The following is a 17674-nucleotide window of genomic DNA, read 5'->3' as shown; positions in this document are numbered from 1 at the left end:
CACTCGCAGGAATCCGACCCCGAAACACCCCGCATAAGGTACTGCGTGCGGTCAATCGTTGCGGCAGCATCCTGAAGTGATGTGGAGTAGCTTTTATCGTTGTAAATCACACCCGGGCCGGCCGTGAACGGCATGGACAGACCGCGACGTACCAGCCAGCCAAAGCCGCGGCCGAAAAAAAAGCCCGCCCTGGTTACCAGAGCGGGCCTGTTGATGACCGCGTTTATTCGGCAGGCATCTGCTTGAGTGTCACCGGATAGGCTGCACGCAGGCCGTTGAGGTAGCTGGTGGCATCTGCCGCCGTCTGCAACTGGGCCAGCATGCCGACCAGTTGCTGGCGTTCGGCCCCGGTCAGTGCGCCGGCTGGCAGCAGCCGGTCGATGCGGACCAGCGTGAAGCCGTCACCCTCTGCGGCTCCGGCATAGGCCGGCAGCTTGCTGACACTGGCAGAGAACACGGCACGCTGCACGTCACGCCCCAGGCTGGCCGGATCACGGCGCGACACTTGCTGGGCTGCCGACCAGGCAACGTCCGGCGTCTTGCCGGCCTTCAGCTCGGCCAGGAGCTTTTCACCGGCCTTGACCGCGAGTTCCCGGGCAGCCTTGTCAGCCAGTTCCTTGCGGATGACCGGCGCCACCTCGGCCAGCGGTTGCAGCTTGGCCGGCTCGGCAGCCGCTACCCGCACCACCACGCTGCGCTCGTTGCCAAGATCGATCACTTCGCTGTTGTGCTTGCCCTTGAACACGTCGTCGCTGAACGCAGCCTCGTCCACCTTGGGGTTGGCAGCAATGCCGCTGCCCGGCTGTCCCTTGACGATCCACTCGGTCTGCTGGACCGGCAGCTTGAGCGCCTCGGACACCGGCTTGAGGCTGTCGCTTTGCTGGTAACTGACATCCCCGAGGGTTTCCAGCTGCTGACGATAGAGCGCACCGGCCTTCTGGCGGGCCAGACGGGCATGGATGTCGGCCTGCATCGTGCTCAGGTCAGGCGTCTTGATGCCCTCGACCTTGATGATGTGGTAGCCGAATTCGGTTTCAACCGGATCGCTGACCTGCCCCTTGGCCAGTTTGAAGGCACTGTCTTCGAACGGCTTTACCATCACGCCGCGGCCAAACCAGCCCAGATCCCCGCCTTTGGCAGCAGACCCCGGATCAGCGGATTTTTCCTGTGCCAGCGCGGCAAAGCGTGCCGGGTTGCTGCGGACCTCTTTGACGATGGCTTCGGCTTCGGTTTTCAGGCGTGCCTTGTCGGCAGCACTGGCGCCCTTGGGCACGGCAATCAGGATGTGCGCGACCTGGCGCTGCTCGTCGCCAGCCAGTTCGGCCTTGTGCTCTTCATAGTATTTCCGGACATCGGCTTCGCTGACCTGCACCGTTTTGGCCAGTTCTTCCAGCGACAGCAGGACATATTCCAGCCGGACTTTTTCCGGCGTCTGGAAACGGGCCTTGTTGCTGTCGTAGAAGCGCTGGACATCGGCATCGTCAACCTTGACCCCGGGCAGGAACTGCGCGGCAGTCAGGCGGTACTGGTTGATCTGGCGCTGTTCTGCCAGCAGCTTGTGCACCCGCTCGACAGCGCCGGGCGAGACAAAAGTGGCGTCAACAAAGGCCGAGAGCTGCTGCTGCACCATCAGTTCGTCACGGATGCGGGCCTGGAACTGTTCGGCGCTCATGTACTGCGATTGCAGATACTCTTCGTAGCGTTTGGAGTCGAAATGTCCGTTGTCCTGGAAGGCCGGGATACCGGCAATGACCCGCCGCAGTTCGGCATCGGTGACACGCATGCCGTGCTGGCCGGCATCGGCCAGCAGGAGCTTCTGGCGGATCAGGCTTTCCAGCACCTGCTGACGTACGGCGCTGTCGGCCGGCTGGCCATTAAGGGCACGCTCGATGTCCTGCTTGTAGATCTTTTCGCCCCCTACTTTGGCAAGGTAGGCGTCATCGGTCGCAGCGGTATAACTCCCTACGCCAAAACCGACAAAAGTCAGTGCAACCGCACCAAGGATGATCTTGATGACCAGTGTGTTTTTCTGAACGAATTCAAACATGAAGTAGCCTGGTTCGACTGTGCATGACCGGAACAGCAATACTGCCCGGAAGCAAAAAAGGTGAACGCCTGCGCGTTCACCTTTCTGGAATCTGGCGGAGTGGACGGGACTCGAACCCGCGACCCCCGGCGTGACAGGCCGGTATTCTAACCAACTGAACTACCACTCCGCTGCGTGGTGGGTGGTACTGGACTCGAACCAGTGACCTCTGCCGTGTGAAGGCAGCGCTCTACCAACTGAGACTAACCACCCGGCATCGCTCGCGCGACCGATCGCAGATTATAGCGCGTCTTTGAGGGCCTTGCCAGGACGGAACTTCGGGGTCTTGGCGGAAGGAATGGTGATTTCTTCGCCGGTTTTCGGGTTGCGCCCCTTGCGTTCGGCGCGTTCGCCGACATAGAAGGAACCGAAACCGACCAGGGTCACGGTATCGCCTTTCTTGAGGGCTTCGGTAAGCGCCTCGATCATGCCGTCCAGCGCCTTGCCAGCGGCAGCCTTCGGCAGGTCTGCGGAGGCAGCGATGGCGTCGATCAGTTCGGATTTATTCACTTAACGTCCCCTTTCTGTGTTTTTACGGTCAGCACAAGCGAAATTGCCAATTTAAACCGATGGCTTTATAGCAAGCCAAATTTCGGCGTGTCAAGGAAGCACAAGCTTAATGCTTGGTAAGGGAAGACTCGGCACCTGGTTCTGCTTTCGCAGAAATCGTGCCAATGTCATCATTGTCCGGCAGCGGCTCCGGTTGTTGTTCCAGAGCCAGTTCAAAGACCTGTTCAATCCATTTTACCGAATGGATTTCCAGACTCCTTTTGATATTTGTCGGTATTTCTGCCAAATCTTTGACGTTCCCCTGGGGAATCAACACATGTTTGATCCCGCCACGGTGAGCCGCCAGCAGTTTTTCCTTGAGGCCTCCGATCGGCAGCACTTCGCCGCGCAGGGTGATTTCGCCGGTCATGGCCACGTCCGCCCGCACCGGGATGCCGGTCAGGGCCGAAGTCATGGCCGTGACAATACCGATACCGGCAGATGGACCATCCTTGGGCGTGGCACCTTCAGGCAGATGAATGTGCAGGTCGTTTTTCTCGTAGAAATCCGGTTTGATTCCGAGGCTTTTTGCCCGGCTGCGCACCACACTCATGGCAGCAGTAATGGACTCCTGCATCACCTCACCCAGCTGGCCGGTACGGATAATGTTGCCCTTGCCCGGCAGCGATACCGCTTCGATAGTCAGCAGCTCGCCTCCGACCTCGGTCCAGGCAAGACCGGTCACCTGCCCTACCTGGTTGTGAGCTTCCGCCCGGCCGTATTCGAATTTCTGTACGCCAAGGAACTTGTCCAGGTTGCGGGCATTCACGGTCGTCCGGGCCTGCTTGCTGTCGGCCTTCTTGCCCTGGTTCTGCTTCACTGTCTTGCGGCAGATCTTGGCAATTTCCCGGTCCAGGCTGCGCACACCGGCTTCACGGGTGTAGTAACGCACAATGTCGCGCAGCGCACTTTCCTGAACGGCGATTTCGTCTTCTTTCAGCCCGTTGGCCTTGATTTCCTTGGGCAACAGGTATTTCTCGGCAATCGCGACCTTTTCGTCTTCGGTGTAACCCGACAGACGGATGATCTCCATCCGGTCCAGCAGTGCCTGCGGAATGTTCAGCGAGTTGGCCGTAGCGACGAACATCACGTCGGACAGATCGAAATCCACCTCGGCGTAATGGTCACTGAACGCATGGTTTTGCTCCGGGTCCAGCACTTCCAGCAGCGCTGCACTCGGATCTCCCCGGAAATCCGCCCCCAGCTTGTCCACTTCGTCCAGCAGAAAGAGCGGGTTTTTCACACCGACCTTGGCCATGCTTTGCAGGATCTTGCCCGGCATCGAGCCGATATAGGTCCGGCGATGACCACGGATTTCAGCCTCATCGCGCACGCCTCCCAGCGCCATGCGGACATACTTGCGCCCGGTAGCGCGTGCAATCGACTGGCCCAGCGAGGTTTTACCCACCCCCGGAGGTCCGACCAGACACAGGATCGGCCCCTTGAGCTTCTCCACCCGCCCTTGCACGGCAAGATATTCAAGGATGCGTTCCTTGACCTTTTCCAGCCCGAAGTGGTCTTCGTCCAGAATGGTTTCTGCCGCAGCGACATCGGTGCTGATACGGGTTTTCTTTTTCCACGGCAGCGACAGCAAGGTGTCGATATAGTTGCGCACCACGGTCGCTTCAGCCGATTGCGGCGACATCATGCGCAGCTTTTTCAGCTCGGACAGGGCCTTGTCCTTGCCTTCCTTGGACATGCCTGCGGCCTTGATCTTTTTTTCCAGTTCGTCGAACTCGGCGGACTCATCTTCCTCGCCCAGCTCTTTCTGGATCGCCTTGACCTGTTCGTTGAGGTAATACTCGCGCTGGCTCTTTTCCATTTGCCGCTTGACCCGGCCACGGATGCGCTTCTCGACCTGAAGGATGTCGATTTCCGACTCGATCTGGGCCAGCAACCGTTCCATACGGCGGCCGGTATCCAGCATTTCCAGCATTTCCTGCCGCTGCTCCAGCTTGAGCGGCAGGTAGGCGGCAATGGTGTCGGCCAGACGGCTGGCGTTTTCGATGCCGGACAGGGTTGCCAGTACCTCGGGAGCGATCTTCTTGCTGAGTTTGACGTACTGCTCGAACTGGGTCAGCAGCGTACGCCGCATGGCTTCCAGCTCGTTGTCGTTGGCAGGCTCGGCCACCACCAGCCCGGCGTCGGCCATGAAAAAGCCGTCGTCTTCGGTCACGCCCTGCACATGGGCACGCTGCTTGCCTTCGACCAACACCTTGACCGTACCGTCCGGCAGCTTGAGCATCTGCAATACCGACGCCAGGGTGCCGACCGCGTACAGGTCATCAATGGCCGGTTCATCCTTCACGGCGGATTTCTGCGCTACCAGCAGGATCTGCTTGTCTTCCGCCATGGCGCGCTCCAGCGCCTTGATGGACTTGGGACGGCCGACAAACAGCGGGATGACCATGTGCGGAAACACCACGACATCCCGCAGGGGCAACAGCGGAATCGGAGTGGCAGTTTGGGGTGAATCGCTTTGCGACATGTAGCAATCTCTGGATAGTGTTTCGTGGTTGCGCTGAAAAGTGGGCGCAACCGTGGCGAATTCAAGCGGCACGCTGTCAATTCGGGGCAGTCTACCCCAGCCATTGCCGCCCTGCTCACAAAATCTGGCTTGCCGATATCCGGCAAAACAAACCGCCGGCAAGCAGGCCGGCGGTCGTCATCCCGGGAAGGGAAAAGGCTTATGCATCGAGTACGGCCGAGGTATACACCTCCTGCACATCGTCCAGGTCTTCCAGCGCATCCAGAAGCTTTTGCATCCGGACAGCATCGTCCCCGCTCAGCTCGGTCTCGTTCTGGGCACGCATGGTGACTTCTCCCATCTCGGCCTTGAAGCCCTTGGCTTCCAGTGCATCCTTGATGTCGGAAAAGCTGTTGGGGTCGGTGATCACCTCGATCGAACCGTCGTCGTTGCTGACCACGTCGTCGGCACCGGACTCCAGCGCGGCTTCCATCAGTGCGTCTTCATCGGTACCGGGCGCAAACACCAGATAACCACAGTGGGTAAACTGGAATGCCACGCAGCCGTCGGTGCCCATGTTGCCGCCAAACTTGCTGAAAGCATGACGTACATCGGCCACGGTACGGGTCTTGTTGTCGGTCAGGCAGTCCACCATCACTGCCGCACCGCCAATGCCATAGCCTTCGTAGCGGCATTCGATATAGTCCACACCATCAAGCAGGCCGGCGCCGCGCTTGATGGCGTTTTCGATATTGTCCTTCGGCATCGACTCGGCCTTGGCCTTGTCTACGGCCAGACGCAGACGCGGGTTGGAGCCCAGATCGGCGCCTCCCATCTTGGCCGCGACGGTGATTTCCTTGATCAGACGGGTAAAGATTTTGCCGCGCTTGGCGTCCTGGCGACCTTTGCGGTGCTGAATGTTCGCCCACTTGCTGTGACCAGCCATGTTGCAACCTCGTGAGTATCGAAAAAACCCGCACAGGCGGGTTTGTCAGGATGAAAATACCGGTATTTGCGCTGATTCTAGCATCGGCTCAAGCGCCGCCGCCACCCTTGACCATCAAGGTCTGCCGCATCAGTTCAAAGCCTTGCAGATAGAGCTGCTGCAAGGCCTGCCCCATGAAAGGCAGTGCGTAATACAGCACCACGAAGCCGATCAGCAGCGTCAGCGGAAAGCCGAAACTGAAAATGTTGAACTGCGGTGCAGCCCGGGTCATCACGCCGATCGCCAGGTTGGTGATCAGCAATGCCACCACCACCGGCAGCGACAGCCACAATGCCAGAGCCAGCATCTTGCCGCCCCAGGCCGCCACCAGCTGCAACCCCGCCGCAGGCAAGGGGTCCAGACTGATCGGAAACAACGTAAAGCTTTCCGCCACGGTCCCCAGCATGATCAGGTGTCCGTTGAAAGACAGCAGCACCAGATAGGTCGACAGTGTCAGCAGCCGCGACAGGGACGGCACCTGCGCCCCCATCATCGGATCAAACTGCATGGCAAAGCCCAGGCCCATCTGCATGCCGATCATGGCCCCTGCCAGCTCGACGGCGGTAATCACCAGCCGCATGGCAAACCCCATGGCAACGCCGATCAGCAATTGCTGCACGATGATGAACACACCTTCGCCCGATACCACCGGTACCGCCGGCATGGGTGGCAGCAACGGCACCAGCAGCAACGTCAGGGCAATCGCCAGCACCACCTTCACCCGCCGTGGCACGGCCTTGGTACCAAACAGGGGGTCCGCCAGCAGAAAGCCCATGACCCGGAACAGCGGCCACAGGTAAGTGGACAGCAAAAGGCGGATTTCAGCGTCAGTCAGCGCCAGCACGTCAACCGATCATCTGTGGAATGGACGAATACAGCCGGATGGTAAAGTCCGTCAGCGTGCGCAGCATCCACGGCCCGGCCAGGATCACCGTCAGGAACATGGCCAGCAGCTTGGGGATGAAGGTCAGCGTCATTTCGTTGATCTGCGTCGCGGCCTGAAACACGCTGACCAGAAGGCCCACGCCCAGCGACACCGCCAGCAGCGGCGACGCGATCAGGATCAGGATCAGCAGTGCGTTCTGCACCAGATTGATGACATGTTCCGGCGTCATTTCACTCTCCTGTCACAGACTGGTCCCCGGCAGCTCCGGAGACATGTTTCATCCGCGAACGGGGTATTTCCACCCCGTCACGCACCACCACTTCCCGTTCGCAACACTGCCAGCCGGCCTGCTCGAACAGCGGCAAGGCCGTATCACTGACAGCGGCCAGCCACGGCCCGGGCTGACCGGCCATGTCGTCTGTCAAGCGCGCCAGCAGGGCCCTGCCGATGCCTCGCCGGGCCGTTGCCGGTGCGACATACAGCATGTCCACCTCTGCCGCCACCCGCCAGGCAAATCCAGCCGGCTGCCCCTCTGCATCCAGCGCCAGCCAGCCCGATCCGGCCCGCAGGCAGGCAGGCCAGCCCGGCGCAGACTGCTGCAATGCCGTTACCCACGCTGCACGCTGGCGCTCGTCGTATTGCCGGCCAGCCAGTCCGGCGACGCTGGCACAGGCCAGCTCCAGACAGGCGGGCAGGCAGGATTCTGCCAGTGGCAACAGACGGAACGTCATGTCAGGTAAAAACTCTGGACCAGCGAACCGATCAGCAACGTCCAGCCGTCCACCAGCACAAACAGCATCAGCTTGAACGGCAGCGAAATGATCACCGGCGACACCATCATCATGCCCATGGCCATCAGCACGCTGGCCACCACCAGGTCAATGATCAGGAACGGAATGAACACCATGAATCCGATCTGGAACGCGGTTTTCAGCTCACTGACCACGAAGGCCGGAATCAGGGTTTTCAGGCTGACGTCTGCCGGAGTGGCCGGAGGCGCTTCGCGGGCAATCTCGACAAAAAAAGCCAAGTCCTTTTCCCGCGTCTGTTTCAGCATGAAGCCCTTGAACGGCTGGACGCCTTTTTCAGCCGCCTGCATGAAATTCATCTGGCTGTCGGAATACGGCAGCCAGGCTTCTCGGTAGGCCTGGTCAAACACCGGCGCCATGACAAACAGGGTCAGGAACAGTGACAGACCGACAATCACCTGGTTGGGTGGCGACTGCATCAGGCCGATCGCCTGCCGCAACAGCGACAGCACGATCACGATGCGGGTAAACGCCGTCATCATCAGCAGCAGAGCCGGAATGAAGGTCAGACTGGTCAGGAACAGCAGCATCTCGAGCGACAGCGAGTACTGCGTACCGGCACCGCCGGCAGGACTGGCATTCATGAACGGGATGTTCGGTGCGGCAGCGGCATCGGCCACCAGCAGTCCGCCCATCGCCAGCCAAGGCAGGGCAAAGAGGAAACGGGACTTCATGACGAGGACGAGGAAGAACGGCCACGCGCCATGACATCAGCCAGGCGGGCAGCAAAACCGTTACGGGAAGAAGAAGGTACCGGATCGGCAGGAAGGCTCGCTGGCGGGGCGTCCAGTTCGGTCAGCAGGGTCACCTGCTGGCTGGTCACGCCCAGCACCAGCCAGCGGCCGGCCACTTCGACCACGACCACCCGCTCGCGCCCGCCTATCAGTGTTCCGCCGACCTGCCGGACCACGCGCGCGCCTGCCGGCCCCACCTGCCCTACCCGGCGGACCAGCCACGCCAGCCCCCAGATCAGGGCCAGCACGACTCCGAGCGACAGGGCTACCTGCATGAGGCTGCCCAGCGGAGACGGCAGGGATTCTGCCGAAGCCGCAGCAAAAAGGGGTGCAGCCAGCAGCAGCACCCCGAGGGCGACCGGATGGTGCCGGATCACTTTTGCAACCGGCGCAGGCGTTCTGCCGGCGTGATGATGTCGGTCAGGCGGATACCGAACTTGTCGTTCACCACCACCACTTCACCCTGGGCAATCAGGCAGCCGTTGACCAGCACGTCCATCGGTTCACCGGCGAGGCCGTCCAGTTCCACCACCGAGCCCTGCGCCAGCTGCAGCAGGTTGCGGATGGCGATCTTGGTACGCCCCAGCTCCACGGTCATGTTGACCGGGATGTCCAGGATCATGTCGAGATTCTGGGGCGCACCGGTCGATGCCGGTGCGGAGGCGCCGAACTCCTGGAACAGGTTGGCATTCTGCACGCTGCCATCGGCGGCAGCATCGGCAACCGGCGCATCAGTGGCGGAGGTCTGCTGCTCGGCCAGAGCGGCAGCCCAGTCGTCCATGGTGACTTCGTCGTTCATCTTTTGCGTCTCGCTTGCAGCCGGCGGATGCCGGCTGGTCATTCTGACAGGTAGGCCCGGTTCAGTTCAGGCCTTGTTCAAGTTCATGTGCGCCGGCCAGCAGGCGCTCGACCCGCAAGGCATACTGGCCGTTGGCAGTGCCGTAGCGGCAGTCCAGCACGGGAATGCCCGATACGTCGGCCACGATGCTTTCCGGAATCTCGACCGGGATCACGTCCCCGGTCTTGAGGTTCAGGATGTCTCCCAGCGTGATCTGGGCTTCTGCAAGCGTTGCCACCAGCTCGACCTCGGCAATCTGCACCTGGCGCGACAGGAGGCTGACCCAGCGGTTGTCGATTTCGGTCCGGTCAGCAGCCATGGTGGAAGACAGCTGGTCCCGGATCGGCTCCACCATGGAGTACGGCATGCACACGTGGAAATCACCACCACCGGCACCCAGCTCGATGCGGAACGTCATCGATACCACGACTTCGGTCGGGGTGGCGATATTGGCAAACTGGGTGTTCATTTCCGAGCGCATGTACAGGAATTCGATCGGATAGACCGGTTCCCATGCTTTCTGGTATTCGGAAAACACCACGTCCAGCAGGCGCCGGATGATGCGTTGCTCGGTCGGCGTAAAGTCACGCCCTTCAACCCGTACGTGGTAGCGACCGTCCGAGCCGAACAGGTTGTCCACCACCAGGAACACCAGGTCCGGATCGAAAATCAGCAATGCCGTACCACGCAGCGGCTTGACATGACACAGGTTGAGGTTGGTCGGCACGACCAGGTTGCGGATGAATTCGCTGTATTTCTGGACCTTGACCGGCCCGACGGAAATCTCGGCGTTGCGGCGGATGAAGTTGAACAGGCCAATGCGCAGGTTGCGGGCAAAACGCTCGTTGATGATTTCAAGCGTCGGCATGCGGCCGCGCACGATGCGTTCCTGGCGGCCGATGTCGTAGTTCTTGACCGAACTGGCAGCAGAAAGGTCTTCGTCCTGGTCGTCGCCGGTTACACCGCGCAGTAGCGCATCAACCTCTTCCTGCGAAAGGATGTCGTCAGCCATGAGTACCGGTTCTTATTGCAGCTGGACGATGAAGGAATTGAACACCACCGAACGCACCACGTCGCGCCGGCCGGTTTCTGCCAGCGATTCGTTGATCACGCTGCGGATCTGTCCGCGCAGGCGCGCCTTGCCTTCGGCCGTTGCGACCTCGTCGGCTGTCTTGCTGGAGAGCAGCATGATCAGGTTGTTGCGGATGCGCGGCATGTACTGCTTGAGCATTTCACGCCCGGCCTCGTCACTCAGCTCGACTTGCAGCTCGGTCTGCAACACGGTGTCGTGCCCGCCCAGATTGACGACAAACGTATCGATTTTCTCAAACACCGGTACGTGCTTGGCAGCAGGTGCTGCTTCGTGTGCCGCCGCAGGATCGGGCTTGTTCAGGAACAGGTAACCGACAGCACCGGCCAGCAGCAAAACCACCAGCCCCAGCAGGCCAATCACGATCATGAGTTTTTTACCACCACCCGATGCAGGTGCGGACGCTTCGGTCAGACTTGCCATTTATGCCTATCTCATGAGAGGTGAATAATCTTGCGCACATTTTCGCGGATTTCCCCCGCCCGCGAAAGCCTCAAAATCAAATCATGCGAATACACTGACAAGACCATCGGGCCTGAGCGGCGTCTCGCGCGGAGCCGCGATTCCGGCCGGTGTTTCATCACGCATGTCCAGGGAAAACACTGGCGCATCGGCACGCTGCCGCTCCTGCCCCGGGTTACCGTTACCGGCGAACTCTTGGGCCTGCCGTCCATCCCCGTACTGCCCTGACGACACCTGGGCATCCGCCAGCTGGACACCTTGTCCGGACAGCATCTGGGCCAGCCGGTTCATGCCCTGTTCCAGAGCGTCCCGCGTCTGGGCCGAAGCGGCCACAAACGACACGCTCATCTGGTTGTCGGCGGACAGCTTGAGGCTGATTTCAATCGGCCCCAGATGAGCAGGATTCAGCTGCATCTGCGCCCCGTCCAGCCGGTGCCGCAGCATCAGGCTGATGTTCTTGCCTACTTCCTCGCTCCACCCCGGCCGGCCAACTTGTGTCTGCACGGGCAGGTTCAGCGGCGTGCGCTCAGAGGCCACGGCGTGGGATTTGTCCGTTTTGTCAGCCGATGCCATCAGTGGATTCAACGACTCAAGAGCTGATTTCACACCAGGCTCCGGCAAGTTGTGCCGGTCAGCCTTGCCGTCGTCCTTGGCCGAGGCGGCAAGAGTTGACACCAGCCCTTCACCCCGGCTTTGCACGGTACTCTGGGCCAGCGGAACCAGCGGCTTGCCGTCCGAACCGGCCTCTCCCGTATCTCCGGCCTTGGCGTCAGCAGTTTCCGCCTCGCCTGCAGCAAGGGCATTCGACTCGCTCCCCTTGCGTTCCAGTCCGTTTACCTTGCCCGTATCACGAGAGGCCTGGTCAGCCAGCTGGCCTTTCACGGCATCCAGCAGTGTTTCGCCATTTCCTTTGGTTTCCTGCGACCCGGCCAGCCGCGGCTCCCCCTTGTCGGAAGCCTGTTGCGGCAAGGCGCGCGGCTCGACAGGTGCCGCAGTCAGACTGGCCGGCAACCCCAGCAGGGCCGCCAGATCCGTTACGTCGGCATCAGGCTCGGCATCCTTCGGATCTTTCTTGTCCGCCTCGCTGACGATATGCCCGGCTTCGCCGCTCATCGATTCGACCTGTGCCTGCACCAGTTCGGCAAACACCCCCAGGGACGACGGCTCGGCATCCTGACGTCCGGCTTGTTGAGCCGGAGCCACGGCAGCATTCGGGACAGCAGGAGAAACAGTGATGGTCATGGGCTTGTCGTCAGCGAGAGGTCAAAAGCGGCTGGGATACTAGCAAGTAACGCGCCAGGTTTTGGCAGATTGTACACAATCCACCCATCATCAATCTTTGCGCATGAAGGCACGGGTTGCCAGTTCATCCGTCTGTTTCTGTTCGCGCCGCGTCTGTTCGGCCAACAGGCGCATTGCTTCCTGCTCGGTCAGGGTTTCCATGGCGCGCTGATGCTGACGGGCCTCCTGCCATTGCTGGCGCGCCTGCTCGACGGCCTGCCGGCACCACTCACAGTCTCGCTGCTGGCTGCGCTCGGCATCTTCCAGACGCTCGAGAAAGCGCTGAAAATCGTTCCACTGGAGTGCTCCCATTCCCTGGCTGGCACGTGCCAGCCGCTGCTGGCGATACTCGCCCAGATATTGCGACAGCTGCATGAGCTTGGCCTCGGCAGCTTGCAGCCTTTGCTGCGACTGCCCCAGCTGTTTGGCTGCCCGGTCAGTACGCTCGCTGGCCAGACGCAGCAGCAAGGCATAACGGCTTGGTGCGGCCACGATGCGTTATGTACCACTCAGCGTGGCATTGAGCGCCGTCACCGATTCGGCAAAAAAACTGGCTTTATGCGCAGGCTGGATCAGGAACGACTCCATCATGTCATGCCGGCGAATGGCCTCGTCCAGCATGGGATCAGCACCGGATACATAGGCACCGACACTGATCAGGTCAAGATTGCGCTGGTAGCGCGAGTAGAACTGCTTGAAACGACGGGCGCTGGCGACATGATCGGCCGAGACTACATCGACCATCACCCGGCTGATCGATTGCTCGATGTCGATTGCCGGATAATGCCCTGCCTCGGCCAGCCGCCGGTTGAGCACGAAGTGACCGTCCAGAATGGCACGCGAGCTGTCAGCAACCGGGTCCTGCTGATCATCGCCTTCGGACAGCACGGTATAGAAAGCGGTAATCGAACCGCCACCGGCCCGGCCGTTGCCCGCACGCTCGATCAGCTGCGGCAGCTTGGCAAACACTGAAGGCGGATAGCCACGGGTCACCGGCGGTTCGCCAATGGCCAGGGCAATTTCGCGCTGCGCCATGGCATAGCGGGTGACCGAATCCATCAGCAGCAATACGTCCAGACCCTGGTCGCGGTAATACTCGGCCAGCGCAGTTGCATAGGCCGCACCATGCAGGCGCATCAGCGGCGGCGTATCCGCCGGTGCCGCAACCACCACGGCCCGCGCCAGGCCTTCTTCTCCAAGGATGTTCTCGATGAAGTCCTTGACCTCGCGACCCCGTTCACCAATCAGCCCGACCACCACCACATCGGCGCGCGTGTACTTGGCCATCATGCCCAGCAGAACGGATTTACCCACGCCGGAGCCGGCAAACAAGCCCAGACGCTGGCCACGCCCCACGGTCAGCAGGCCGTTGATGGCGCGCACGCCGACATCCATGCTGGAGCGCACCGGGTCACGGTCCAGCGGATTGATCGGGGCCGCATGCAGGGGATAAAAAGTATCCGGATGCACAGGGCCGGCTTCGTCCAGCGGACGCCCCAGGGAGTCGACAATCCGCCCCAGCAGTTTCATGCCCACCGGTACGCGACGCCCACCCTGGGCTGCATCCAGCGTTGCCGCGTGACCAAACACAGGCGGACTGACCGGCCAGTCGGGCTCGACCGCTGCGCCCGGCAGCAGCCCCTGCACGGAGCTGACCGGCATCAGGTACAGCACGTCGCCGTTAAAACCGACGACTTCGGCTTCGATGCGCCGCCCGTCCGGCAATGTCACCCAGGCACCGCCACCGACCGGCAGACGGACGCCGACGGCCTCCATCACCAGTCCGGTGACGCGCGTCAGATAGCCCCGCGGCCGGTCCAGCACGGCCTGCCCGGCCGTGGCACAGCAGGCTGCCAGATAGTCATGCCAGGGATTACACGGTGCTGCCATGCTGGATCACCGTATCGGGTTCAGACGGAAGCGGATCAACGGGCAGTGGCTCGACACCCAGCGCATCCTGCAAGGCGGCCCAGCGGGCAGCCAGGGTCAGGTCCATCCGGCCGGACGGCCCTTCGAGCAGGCAACCGCCACGCTCGATGAGCGGATCGGCGACAAACTGCCAGCGTACTTCTGCTGCCTCACGGGCCGTAACCGTCTGCACCAGCGCCAGATCATCGGGGTGTACCCGCAGGCGGGCCTGCTGCCATTGCCGGCCCAGTCCGGCCAGTACCGGCAGCAGCAAAGGCTCGATGGCATGAGCCGAATTGCGGACATGGTCCGCGACAATGCGTTGCGCGCAACTCAACGCCAGCGCACTCAATTGCGGAGCCACTTCGGCATCCAGTGCCGCCACGCGGGCATCCAGCGCCGTCCGCAGGGCTTCGAGTGCCTGCAACTCGGCCAGCAGTTGCGGCCGCAGCTCGGCCACGACTTCATCCCGGCCGGCCTGCCGGCCTGCCGAATGGCCTTCGGCCTCCCCGGCGGCAAAACCGGCCTGGTACGCTTCCTGATGGATGGCTTCCAGCTCGGCTGCCGTCGGATACGCCAGCTGCACGCTTTCGGTCACGTCCTCGCTTGGCGGCGAAGGCTCCTCCTCCCCGGCCGGTTCGTCTCCGCCTGCGGTATCGTCCTCGACGCCTTCGGCCTCCTCCACTGTCGGCAAGGCTCCTGCCTCCAGCGCCTGGGCCAGTGCCTCCAGATCAACTCCGGCCAGCGCATCGGGCTTTGGCGCATCCAGCGGGGCCAGCTCCCAGCGCTGCCAGCTGACCGCTTCGCCAGGCAGGGGGCGCAGGGATGACTTACTCGACGACACCTTCCTCGCCTCCCTTGCCGGCCATTACGATCTGGCCATCGTCGGCGAGCTTGCGCACGATCTTGAGGATTTCCTTCTGTTCGGCTTCGACTTCCGACACCTTGACCGGACCCTTGGCCTCGAAATCGTCGCGCAGCATTTCGGCCGCACGCGACGACATGTTCTTGAAGATCTTTTCCTTGAGCTCGTTGCTGGTGCCCTTGAGCGCCAGGATAAGCGACTCGCTCGACACTTCGCGCAGCAGGACCTGGATCGACCGGTTGTCGAGATCGCGCAGGTTTTCGAACACGAACATCTTGTCCTGGATGCGCTGAGCCAGTTCCGGGTCGTATTCACGGATGGATCCTAGCGCCGAATGCTCGACGTTGGCCCCCATGAAGTTGAGGATCTCGGCCGTCAGCTGGATACCGCCCATGGCACTCTTCTTGATGCGGTCGGAGCCGGACAGCAGCTGGGTGAGCACGTCATTGAGTTCGCGCAGGGCCTGCGGCTGTACACCTTCCAGCGTGGCAATCCGCAGCAGAACATCGTTGCGCAGGCGGTCGGTAAAGTTCTGGAGGATGGCACTGGACTGGTCCGGGTCGAGGTGGACCAGAATGGTGGCGATGATCTGCGGATGTTCGTTGCGGATCAGGTCGGCAGCCGATGCCGGGTCCATCCACTTGAGGCTTTCGATACCGGTGTGGTCGTTGCCCTGGGTGATCTTGTCTAGGAGGTTGGACGCCTTGTCCTCTCCCAGCGCCTCGGTCAGCACCCGCTTCAGGAATTCGTCGGATGCATCGATCGAGGCACGCATCTGTGCCTCGTCACGGAACAGCTGGGCCGCCTGCATGATTTCGTCCCGGCCTAGGTTGGTGATCTGGGTCATCATGGTCGAGATCTTCTGGACTTCCTTCGGCCCGAGGTACTTGAACACCTCGACCGCATCGGCCTGGCCCAGACTGAAGAGCAGCACTGCGCTCCGACGGATACCGGCATCACTCATCGTTGTTCACCCATTCCTTGATGATCTGGGCGGCCATGCGCGGATCAGCACGCACCACTTGCCGCGCCCCTTCCAGCATGGAGTCGTATTCGCGGCGGGCCAGCTCCTTCGGATCCAGATTGGCCAAGTCTTCCAGGGTCATGCCGCCTTCACCGGCCACACCCTCGCCTTCGGCAGCCGCAGCATCAGAGCCAGGCGGCGGCAAGACCGGCTTGGGCTTGACGATGTCGCGCACCACCGGCCGGATGACACCGAACAGCAGGTACAACACCACCAGCGCACCCAGCACCCACTTGAGGATTTCACCCGGATTGTTGCTGGCGTAGTCGAACAGGCGATCCTGCAATGCAGCCTTGCTGCCGGCGGTGTCGGCAAACGAGGCATTGACCACCTGTACCGAGTCCCCGCGCGCCTGGGTGAAGCCCATGGCTTCACGCACCAGCTTGTCCAGCTGCTGCATTTCCTGCTCGGACAGCGGCGTCATCTTGGCATTACCGTCTGCGGTGGTCGTACGCTTGAAATTGACCACGACAGCCGCCGTGACGCGCTTGAGGGCACCGGTCTGCTGGCGAACATGCTGGATGGTACGGTCGACCTCGTAGTTGGTCGTGGCTTCCTTGCTGCTCTTGACCGGCCGGGCTTGGTTCTGCTGACCGTTGGGAGCGGGCATCAGGCCGGCCTGGGTACCGGGCGGCAATGTGACCGGGGCCGCAGCAGCATTGGGCGGCTGGTTGGACAGGGCGCCCGGCACACCGCCCTGCGGTGCTTCTTCACGGGTCTGGGACTCGCTGGTCTGCTGGCTGCGGATGGCGCCGGCATTGGGCGGCGTATTGGGGTTGAAGGTTTCCGCGGTCTGCTCGACTTCGGAGAAGTCCACGGCAGCCGTGACCTGCGCCCGGGCGTTACCGCTGCCGACAATGGGTTCAAGGATGGCTTCGATGCGTTTGGTCAGGCTGGTCTCGATCTGGCGCACGTAATCCAGCTGGCGGCGCGACAGGCCGGCCGAGCCGTCTTCCATGTCCGGCATGCGCGAAATCAGGTTGCCTTCCTGGTCAACGATGGTGATGTTCTTTTGCGGCAGCCCCGGAACGGCAGAGGCCACCAGGTTGCGGATGCCGGCAATCTGCCCGGCATCAAGAATGAACCCCGGGCGCAGGTTCAGCAGTACCGAGGCGGTCGGCAGCTGCTGTTCGCGCACAAACACGCTTTGCTTGGGCATGGCCAGATGCACGCGGGCCGACTCGACCACCCCCAGAGCCTCGATGGTACGGGCCAGCTCACCCTCGACGGCACGCTGGTAATTGACCTGTTCGGCAAACTGGCTGATGCCGAATTTCTGGTTGTCCATCAGTTCGAAACCGATACCGCTGGCCTTGGGCAGGCCTTCGGAAGCCAGCTTGAGGCGGGTGGAATACACCTGCTCGGCCGGCACCCGGATCACGCCGCCGTCGGCAAGCTGATAGGGCACGTTGAGCTTGGTCAGCGCTTCGGTCACCTGCCCGCCTTCGCGGTCGGGCAGATTGCTGAACAACACCTTGTAGGCAGGTTCGCGCGTATACAGATAGGCAGCGACCAGAATGGACGCCACGGCAGCCATGCCGCCGAACAGCAACAGTTTCTTGTTGCCGGGCAAGGCACGGTAACGCTCCAGCGCCTCGCGTACGCGCTGCTGGAAGGTCGGAGGGGAAGATTCGTTCAATTCGGCCATAAATCAGATGCAGGCTGGACAGGCACGCACAGGTGTCGTGCT

Annotated in this window: 18 protein-coding genes and 2 tRNA genes; all 20 read right to left on the bottom strand. The window is 61.7% G+C overall.

Going from position 1 to position 17674, the window contains the following annotated elements; translation table 11 throughout:
- Nucleotides 1-223 precede the first annotated feature (223 nt).
- Nucleotides 224-2047 (bottom strand): SurA N-terminal domain-containing protein, encoded by a 1824-nt coding sequence (locus tag G542_RS19515; RefSeq protein ID WP_027824146.1) that lies wholly within the window; start codon nt 2045-2047, stop codon nt 224-226.
- Between the two features lie 92 nt (nt 2048-2139).
- Nucleotides 2140-2216: transfer RNA gene (locus G542_RS0111195), tRNA-Asp, on the bottom strand.
- A 6-nt stretch (nt 2217-2222) separates the two neighbouring features.
- A tRNA-Val gene (locus tag G542_RS0111190) sits at nt 2223-2299 on the bottom strand.
- Nucleotides 2300-2326: 27 nt separating this feature from the next.
- Nucleotides 2327-2596 carry an HU family DNA-binding protein gene (locus tag G542_RS0111185; protein ID WP_012697813.1) on the bottom strand — a complete coding sequence of 90 codons (270 nt, stop codon included), beginning with the start codon at nt 2594-2596 and terminating at the stop codon, nt 2327-2329.
- A 106-nt stretch (nt 2597-2702) separates the two neighbouring features.
- Nucleotides 2703-5123, bottom strand: coding sequence for an endopeptidase La (gene lon, locus G542_RS0111180; protein ID WP_012697814.1), 2421 nt, complete (start codon nt 5121-5123; stop codon nt 2703-2705).
- Nucleotides 5124-5322: 199 nt separating this feature from the next.
- The gene (locus G542_RS0111175; protein ID WP_012697815.1) at nt 5323-6048 is read right to left on the bottom strand and encodes a YebC/PmpR family DNA-binding transcriptional regulator; all 726 of its coding nucleotides are present in this window, start codon (nt 6046-6048) and stop codon (nt 5323-5325) included.
- A gap of 88 nt (nt 6049-6136) precedes the next feature.
- Entirely contained in the window at nt 6137-6931 is a 795-nt protein-coding gene (gene fliR, locus G542_RS0111170) for a flagellar biosynthetic protein FliR (RefSeq protein WP_012697816.1), read from the bottom strand.
- 1 nt (nt 6932) lies between these two features.
- Nucleotides 6933-7202, bottom strand: coding sequence for a flagellar biosynthesis protein FliQ (gene fliQ, locus G542_RS0111165; RefSeq protein WP_012697817.1), 270 nt, complete (start codon nt 7200-7202; stop codon nt 6933-6935).
- 1 nt (nt 7203) lies between these two features.
- On the bottom strand, nt 7204-7704 hold the full coding sequence (locus G542_RS17580; protein WP_012697818.1) for a GNAT family N-acetyltransferase: 501 nt from the start codon (nt 7702-7704) through the stop codon (nt 7204-7206).
- Complete coding sequence (fliP, locus tag G542_RS0111155; protein WP_012697819.1) at nt 7701-8456, bottom strand: flagellar type III secretion system pore protein FliP; 756 nt, start codon at nt 8454-8456, stop codon at nt 7701-7703. Before fliP ends, G542_RS17580 begins: the two co-directional genes overlap by 4 nt.
- Nucleotides 8453-8893 carry a flagellar biosynthetic protein FliO gene (fliO, locus tag G542_RS0111150; protein WP_012697820.1) on the bottom strand — a complete coding sequence of 147 codons (441 nt, stop codon included), beginning with the start codon at nt 8891-8893 and terminating at the stop codon, nt 8453-8455. The genes fliP and fliO overlap by 4 nt, the downstream gene beginning before the upstream one ends.
- Nucleotides 8890-9315 (bottom strand): flagellar motor switch protein FliN, encoded by a 426-nt coding sequence (gene fliN, locus G542_RS0111145; RefSeq protein ID WP_012697821.1) that lies wholly within the window; start codon nt 9313-9315, stop codon nt 8890-8892. Before fliN ends, fliO begins: the two co-directional genes overlap by 4 nt.
- 61 nt (nt 9316-9376) lie before the next feature.
- Nucleotides 9377-10366 (bottom strand): flagellar motor switch protein FliM, encoded by a 990-nt coding sequence (fliM, locus tag G542_RS0111140; protein ID WP_012697822.1) that lies wholly within the window; start codon nt 10364-10366, stop codon nt 9377-9379.
- Between the two features lie 12 nt (nt 10367-10378).
- Nucleotides 10379-10813: a flagellar basal body-associated FliL family protein gene (locus tag G542_RS0111135; protein WP_211218820.1), complete on the bottom strand. Its 435-nt coding sequence runs from the start codon at nt 10811-10813 to the stop codon at nt 10379-10381.
- A gap of 135 nt (nt 10814-10948) precedes the next feature.
- Nucleotides 10949-12148 carry a flagellar hook-length control protein FliK gene (locus tag G542_RS17575; protein WP_027824143.1) on the bottom strand — a complete coding sequence of 400 codons (1200 nt, stop codon included), beginning with the start codon at nt 12146-12148 and terminating at the stop codon, nt 10949-10951.
- A 90-nt stretch (nt 12149-12238) separates the two neighbouring features.
- Nucleotides 12239-12679: a flagellar export protein FliJ gene (fliJ, locus tag G542_RS0111125; protein ID WP_012697825.1), complete on the bottom strand. Its 441-nt coding sequence runs from the start codon at nt 12677-12679 to the stop codon at nt 12239-12241.
- 6 nt (nt 12680-12685) lie between these two features.
- A complete protein-coding gene (gene fliI / locus G542_RS0111120; RefSeq protein WP_012697826.1) occupies nt 12686-14077 on the bottom strand; it encodes a flagellar protein export ATPase FliI in 1392 nt (463 codons plus the stop codon).
- Nucleotides 14061-14939, bottom strand: a complete 879-nt coding sequence (locus G542_RS0111115; RefSeq protein ID WP_012697827.1) for a FliH/SctL family protein — start codon at nt 14937-14939, stop codon at nt 14061-14063. Before G542_RS0111115 ends, fliI begins: the two co-directional genes overlap by 17 nt.
- Nucleotides 14926-15924 carry a flagellar motor switch protein FliG gene (gene fliG, locus G542_RS0111110; protein ID WP_012697828.1) on the bottom strand — a complete coding sequence of 333 codons (999 nt, stop codon included), beginning with the start codon at nt 15922-15924 and terminating at the stop codon, nt 14926-14928. The genes G542_RS0111115 and fliG overlap by 14 nt, the downstream gene beginning before the upstream one ends.
- Entirely contained in the window at nt 15917-17632 is a 1716-nt protein-coding gene (gene fliF / locus G542_RS0111105; RefSeq protein ID WP_012697829.1) for a flagellar basal-body MS-ring/collar protein FliF, read from the bottom strand. The genes fliG and fliF overlap by 8 nt, the downstream gene beginning before the upstream one ends.
- Between the last annotated feature and the right edge of the window lie 42 nt (nt 17633-17674).

Origin of the sequence: Laribacter hongkongensis DSM 14985, from assembly GCF_000423285.1 — a bacterium.
In the GTDB taxonomy this organism is placed as follows: domain Bacteria; phylum Pseudomonadota; class Gammaproteobacteria; order Burkholderiales; family Aquaspirillaceae; genus Laribacter; species Laribacter hongkongensis.
This window is presented reverse-complemented; position numbering and strand designations above follow the sequence as displayed.

Coding starts and splice junctions, on each gene's coding strand:
- G542_RS17575 (WP_027824143.1), bottom strand. CDS start 12,148: ATGACCATCACTGTTTCTCCTGCTGTCCCGAATGCTGCCGTGGCTCCG.
- G542_RS17580 (WP_012697818.1), bottom strand. CDS start 7,704: ATGACGTTCCGTCTGTTGCCACTGGCAGAATCCTGCCTGCCCGCCTGT.
- G542_RS0111175 (WP_012697815.1), bottom strand. CDS start 6,048: ATGGCTGGTCACAGCAAGTGGGCGAACATTCAGCACCGCAAAGGTCGC.
- fliM (WP_012697822.1), bottom strand. CDS start 10,366: ATGGCTGACGACATCCTTTCGCAGGAAGAGGTTGATGCGCTACTGCGC.
- fliN (WP_012697821.1), bottom strand. CDS start 9,315: ATGAACGACGAAGTCACCATGGACGACTGGGCTGCCGCTCTGGCCGAG.
- fliI (WP_012697826.1), bottom strand. CDS start 14,077: ATGGCAGCACCGTGTAATCCCTGGCATGACTATCTGGCAGCCTGCTGT.
- G542_RS19515 (WP_027824146.1), bottom strand. CDS start 2,047: ATGTTTGAATTCGTTCAGAAAAACACACTGGTCATCAAGATCATCCTT.
- fliQ (WP_012697817.1), bottom strand. CDS start 7,202: ATGACGCCGGAACATGTCATCAATCTGGTGCAGAACGCACTGCTGATC.
- fliP (WP_012697819.1), bottom strand. CDS start 8,456: ATGAAGTCCCGTTTCCTCTTTGCCCTGCCTTGGCTGGCGATGGGCGGA.
- fliG (WP_012697828.1), bottom strand. CDS start 15,924: ATGAGTGATGCCGGTATCCGTCGGAGCGCAGTGCTGCTCTTCAGTCTG.
- lon (WP_012697814.1), bottom strand. CDS start 5,123: ATGTCGCAAAGCGATTCACCCCAAACTGCCACTCCGATTCCGCTGTTG.
- G542_RS0111135 (WP_211218820.1), bottom strand. CDS start 10,813: ATGATCGTGATTGGCCTGCTGGGGCTGGTGGTTTTGCTGCTGGCCGGT.
- fliF (WP_012697829.1), bottom strand. CDS start 17,632: ATGGCCGAATTGAACGAATCTTCCCCTCCGACCTTCCAGCAGCGCGTA.